Source organism: Nonomuraea antri (assembly GCF_013283785.1).
Taxonomy (GTDB): domain Bacteria; phylum Actinomycetota; class Actinomycetes; order Streptosporangiales; family Streptosporangiaceae; genus Nonomuraea; species Nonomuraea antri.
Map to the genome: position 1 here is coordinate 1 of NZ_JABCPZ010000391.1, position 5436 is coordinate 5436.

Genomic DNA, 5436 nt, shown 5'->3' on the forward strand with positions numbered 1-5436 from the left:
CCCCCTACCGCCCGCGTTCACCCCGCCACGAAACGGGAACACCCCCGACAACGAGAGGACCCACCACCATGCGCACCCTGCTCATCGCCCTCGCCGTCATCGGACTCGTCCTGATGCTGCTCGGACTCCTGTTCAAAACCGTCAAATGGCTCCTCATCCTCGGCCTCGTCGCCATCGCCATCGCCGTGGCGGCCGCCCTCGTCCGCGGAGTCACCTCACGCGGATCATGAAACACGGGAATCGTACGAACGTTCGAAAACGGGGCCGTGATGATCACGGGCAGGGGAGTGGCCGCGAACAACACGCCGGCGGCGGGTGGATGGCGAACCGGGCGGGTCCCCGGGAAGGCGCGGATGGTGGAGGAGGTCGTGATGACGGTGACGGACAAGGGTGTGCGCGGGTGTCCTGTCTCAAAGAACTTGGCCCCGTCTCACAAAAGTGGCCCCCAGCAATCCGCGCTGTGAGCTGGATGTTCATCGAGCGTTCAGGCTGAGGCAGACGGGGTCATCTCACTAAAGTGGCCCCGGAAGTCGGTCAGTGAGTGTCCGTGTAGCCGTAGTTGCTCATGGCAAAGACATTTGACGGGGACGGCGGCGTCCGACCCAACCGATGCGCAGAGACCTGCTCTTCCACCCACTGCCCCAGAGGGTCGAAGTAGTCTGCTGGTCGCCGGTAGCCGGCATGCACGCGGCTGCCGACCTCCTCATAGAAGCGCAGGACGTCGCCTGGCCTTGAAGAACCGGCCAAGCCTCTCCAATAGACCGACCCCAGAAGCCCGGCGAGTGCGACAACCTCCGGATGGATCGCCGCATTCAGGACTGCGCTCTCGCGATTCACGCGCCAGTCAGCCCCAAGCAGCCGACGAAAGCGCGAGAAGCGGATGTCTTGAAACCTGCCCTGGGACACCCACTCCAGATGGATCTGTTGTGCCTCGTGGTAGGCCAGAGCGACCGGGACACGTCCCAGGCGGCCGATGAGGCGGCGGTGATAGCGGTGCGCGCGAACGATCTCCGGACAAGGGGCCAGCTCCACCTGATCGCTTTCGATGCTCACGCCCTCGCCAATCCATAGGCCATGACGAAGGCACACGTTCTGATCATGACGTTGCCACCGAGTCACTGGGACTGAGATCAGTTTCTGTTGTCGGCATCGTCGACAGAGAAGTCCAGGCCGGTTGGGATACCGCCCAAGCGTCCGTCCTTCGACTCTGAGACCGGGGAGCGGGATGCCGGCACGCAACTCGGGCAGCGCATAGAGCAGTGTCTGGACGGACCTGGCGGTCAGGGCGGCCAGGGCATGAGCTGGCGCCTCAGCCGGGCGCGGATACTGGCGCCGCCGTCCAGTCAGGTGCTCAATGAAATGGTCGAGACGGACATGATTCGCGCTGGCCAGACGCGGAACATAAGAGGCCAGCGCCTCGTCCTGAACGGGCGGGATCGGAAAAGCGAGTTCAGTGAACCTGCCTGCCGGGGACCTCTTGGTCACGAACGCTGAGAAGCCTTCGGCCGCCGCTGCGACTCAGCCGTGCGGTCAAGTTGCAGCCCGTCCAGAGCAGTCTTCGTGATCATCTCAGTCCCGTCATCGATAGCCTCCATTGCGGCGGTTTGGATGAGGCTGAAGAGGCTGCCGATCATCCCTCCGGTGCGCTGGTGGAGGTATTCGTCCAGCGCGACCAGCGTCCCTGGTTTGTGCCGGTGTAACCGCAATGCCGCTTCCAACGTGGCGACCAGGCCCTTCCACTCATCGTGGTAAGGGAATGCGCCCGTGATGATCAATTTGAAACGGCTGCCGATCTGCTGCCCTCGAGTGCCGGAGAACAGACCTTCGGACTCCAGATTGATCCCGGCATAGACGAAGGTTGCGGCGATCCGCTCGGAGAAGTACTTCAAGGTGTCCGACACCTCGGCGCCCCTGCGGGTATTCAAGTCCATGTTGTGAATCTCGTCGACCAGGACAAGCCCGGTCCGGGCGTCCTCCAGCACGCCGCAGACAGACTCCATCACGTCAGTGATGTTCGCTCTGCGGACCACCGGTATGCCGAGGAAGCGGGCGAACTCGACCGCCAGCATTCGCGGCGTAGCCGCCATGGGGACGGTGACGTAGACGACCGGAATGCGAGAGGCGCCGAAGTCCTGCTGACGGCTCATAAGCTCGAAGGTCTTGCCCAAATAAGTGATGGCGGTCGACTTCCCAGTGCCGCCGTCACCCGAGACGATCAACCCCCGGCGAGCGCCACGCGCTCGCCGGTTGAGCCGGGTCAGCCGACGTCCCTCCAGCGCCACCTTCTCCACCACCGCGGTGCGCACCACGACAAGCTCCCCGTGATAGTCCAGGCGTCGATCGTCGTAAGACATCCGTGCCTCGTCATCCAGCGCCTCCCAGTCCCGGAGAGATAGCAGGACCGGGGGAACGACGGGCCGCCCCACGAACTGGCGCCACCCCTTCCTGGTGACCAGAGGGCGCAGAACCTCATCGTCATCCTCGAGCGATTCCTCAAACGCAGACGTCGCCGTCGTCACCATCGCTTCTTGGCCTCCTCGAACGGGTCGAACACTCCAAGCGGAATCACCTTGGCCAGCGTGTGGTCATCTTCGGCCACCGGCTCCTCCGGCGGGGCGGCCGGCGGTTCCGGGAGAGGGAGCCGATTCCCCGAGGAGGTGGCCTTGGTCCGGGCGGCCACCCGCCGATCGCGCCGGGTGAGTTTGCGGTCGTCCCTGCTCCCCTCGGGACCCGCCGACGCTTTGCGCAGCAACGCTGCCACCGCCTCGGCGATCTCTTCCTCGGTGCTGGCGCGCCCCTGGTCGGGAAGCTGCTGACGCGCGTGGTCCCAGGCCATCTCGCCGAACGGCATCGGTGCTGAGCGCAGATGCGTCCAGCCCACGGTGATCCACCCGCCACCATCCCAGTGGTTACGCACCCAGATCCGGCTCACGTCGTAGGGGTCGTAGTGGATCTCCCACAGATTCTTGCGTGCCGCCACCCCCGAGCGTTGCCGCCGGAACGGATTGAGCTCAGGACTGTCGTAGGTGCGGCGGCTAATCCGGATCCCGTAGGAATTGACCGCTCGCCAGGTAGCCGGGAGCAGCTCAATATAGTCGTTGCTGGTCAGCGCCACTGGAACGTAGCCTGAGGCCTCCACCAGCGCCGCGTACTTCTCATTCGGGCTAAACGCTCGCCCAGGAGTGGCTGGGTCACGTAGCTCGTCGTGCTTGCGATTTTGCCATTTGGCGACAATCCACTCATCCAGAAGCTCCTGAAGCTCCAGCAGGGACCACAGCCGTTTCCCATCGACATCACCGCGGTGTTCCGGAGAGCGGCCGACATAGCCGGACACGAACTGCGCGAACATCGACGCCACCGACCCCAAAGTTCGCTCGATATGGGGCTTATCAGTGGGAGTGCCCTCGTGCGCAGGCTGAAAATCGATGCCCAGCATCCGGCACGCGGAGCGAAAGTTCTGCGAGATGAATGCCTTGCCGTGATCACAGACGATCACCTCGGGGACGATCACCGGCTTGGCGGCCGCGCCTGCCAGTCGTTCGTCCAAGGTCAGCAGCCGCTGGTGGGGCAGAACCGAGCGTGACATCCGCAGCGCTTCCGTCCACCCGGGCCGCATCGGCTCCGGCGTGACCGTCTTGGCGAGCAGCAACGACGCATCAACGGATTTCGTCGTGGGGCGCAGCACCGCAGCGGTGATGGTCCGAGTCGCCAGATCAACCATGCCGGTCATTTCGACCCTGCCAGGCACCCCATCAGGCAGGAGAACCAGCACGTCCAACGGCGTGGAGTCAATCTCCACGACTTCCCCGGGGCGGCAGACCGTCAGCATGTCAAACGGGCCCTCTGGCCGACTCGCCAACGACTTCCTAGCTCTCGCGGTGCCGGCGACGCGCTGCCCCTGAGATAACAGCTCGAACAAGCGGTAGAACGTCGCCCGTGAGGGCATCGGCACGATGCCCTCACCGTGTTTCTCGCGCAGAATCTCGCCAGTCCGCCACAAGGCATAGGCGACAGTCCGCGTGGACGCGCTCTTGGCCTCGGACAAGACCTGGCCAATCGCCTCCACTAGCCGTGGATCGGCGTTCCCAGCACCAGGGCCGGTGCCTGAGCTCACCCGCCGATCGACCAGGCCAACCAGCCCTTCCGTCTCATAGCGTTGGCGCCGCCGTTTCAACGTGCGCGGGCTGACTTTGAACCCCAACCGCGTCAGTTCATCCGCCTTCGCCGCTTCCCGCTCGGCCAAGCTGTGAGTAGTGGGGTCGTAGTCAGAGCGGGGGACAGCTTCCGGGGAAGCCTCAGGCGGGAGGCCCGAGATCACCTCAACCAGATGGTGCTCCCACCACCGCGCCTGCTCCACCACCCGGTCGGGAAAGCCGTCCAGACCACGCAGCGAAGAGCCCAACCTGCTCGTCCCGCCCGTCAGGATGGCGAAGTCGGAATCGGCCATGAGCTGAGGTAGCAGGACGGCCCGCGACTCACCCTGCGGATCAGCCAATCTGACCAACACACCCGACAGCCCCGTCACGGTGTAGGCCACACCCTCAAGACGCACCTGGTCACCCCACCGGAGAACCCCGCGATTGCGCAAACTCATTCGCGTGGCCCTCCTTTGGCAACCAACGTGGCCAGGCCCAGGGGAGTGGTCCGCAGGTCCGCCGTCAGCAAGCGGCTCCACATCAGGTGAAACAAGACCGGCAGCACCTGTAGCGGATCACCGTGACGTCGCGCATGCTCCATCAGGGGCACCGAGCCATCGATGGACATCAGGCGCTCGGCAATCTCCGGGTTCCAATGGCGTCGGTGCCGATAACCCGCCAACCAGCGCACGTTCGCCCGCAGCACCGCCTCCACCACACCAACCCGCGCAAACTCCCAGCCCACCATCTCGCAAGCCTCCGCGGTGAGCCGAAAGACCTCAGCATCATCAGGCTCGATCAGGTGGTCCGGGCGAACATCCACCACCCTGACCCTGCCGCTGGCCAGCCGAACGAAATAGTCAGGGGTGTGATGCCGCTCCTTCCCGACAGCCTCGTCAAACCAGTGCAGCCGAAACGGCTGCGAAGCCACCGAGGCCACCTCGGGATCGAAATCCAAAAGCATGAGCTGATCACGTTCCACCCAGGACTCGAACCCCACATGGTCACCAGTGGTGGCAAACCAGTACCAACCAGCGTAGTTACGCTGCCCCCTGCGAAAAGAGAACTCGCGAACTGGAGCCATCTCCTCGAACGCAGTAGACCAGGCCAAGCTCAGCGGAAGCCGCCGTTCCTCACCAGTCACCGTCACGAAGCTCACACCAAATGCGCCTAAGAGGTCCTAACAATGGACTCATCGGACGAGGCGTCGCCAGCAGATGATCGCTGCGGCAAGGGTCATGAAGGCCTCGTGGATGTCGTCGCGGATCTCCCAGCGGATGCGCAGACGGCGGAACCAGTG

The 5436-nt window shown here is 64.2% G+C and carries 5 protein-coding genes and 1 pseudogene; 1 reads left to right on the forward strand and 5 read right to left on the reverse strand.

The window, feature by feature from the left end:
• The first annotated feature begins 68 nt into the window (after positions 1 to 68).
• Positions 69 to 230, forward strand: a complete 162-nt coding sequence (locus HII36_RS52950) for a hypothetical protein (RefSeq protein ID WP_173530990.1) — start codon at positions 69 to 71, stop codon at positions 228 to 230.
• A gap of 304 nt (positions 231 to 534) precedes the next feature.
• On the opposite strand, the gene HII36_RS57590 is transcribed toward HII36_RS52950, so the two are convergent.
• The 5 genes and pseudogenes from HII36_RS57590 to HII36_RS52970 form a co-directional block, all read right to left on the reverse strand.
• Complete coding sequence (locus HII36_RS57590) at positions 535 to 1053, reverse strand: hypothetical protein (protein WP_236005120.1); 519 nt, start codon at positions 1051 to 1053, stop codon at positions 535 to 537.
• A gap of 27 nt (positions 1054 to 1080) precedes the next feature.
• A pseudogene (locus HII36_RS59430) lies at positions 1081 to 1485 on the reverse strand (TniQ family protein); the annotation flags it as partial.
• Positions 1482 to 2522, reverse strand: a complete 1041-nt coding sequence (locus HII36_RS52960) for an ATP-binding protein (protein ID WP_173530992.1) — start codon at positions 2520 to 2522, stop codon at positions 1482 to 1484. The gene HII36_RS52960 and the pseudogene HII36_RS59430, both read right to left, overlap by 4 nt.
• The gene (locus tag HII36_RS52965) at positions 2516 to 4594 is read right to left on the reverse strand and encodes a Mu transposase C-terminal domain-containing protein (protein WP_173530993.1); all 2079 of its coding nucleotides are present in this window, start codon (positions 4592 to 4594) and stop codon (positions 2516 to 2518) included. The genes HII36_RS52960 and HII36_RS52965 overlap by 7 nt, the downstream gene beginning before the upstream one ends.
• Positions 4591 to 5295 (reverse strand): TnsA-like heteromeric transposase endonuclease subunit, encoded by a 705-nt coding sequence (locus HII36_RS52970; RefSeq protein ID WP_173530994.1) that lies wholly within the window; start codon positions 5293 to 5295, stop codon positions 4591 to 4593. The genes HII36_RS52965 and HII36_RS52970 overlap by 4 nt, the downstream gene beginning before the upstream one ends.
• Between the last annotated feature and the right edge of the window lie 141 nt (positions 5296 to 5436).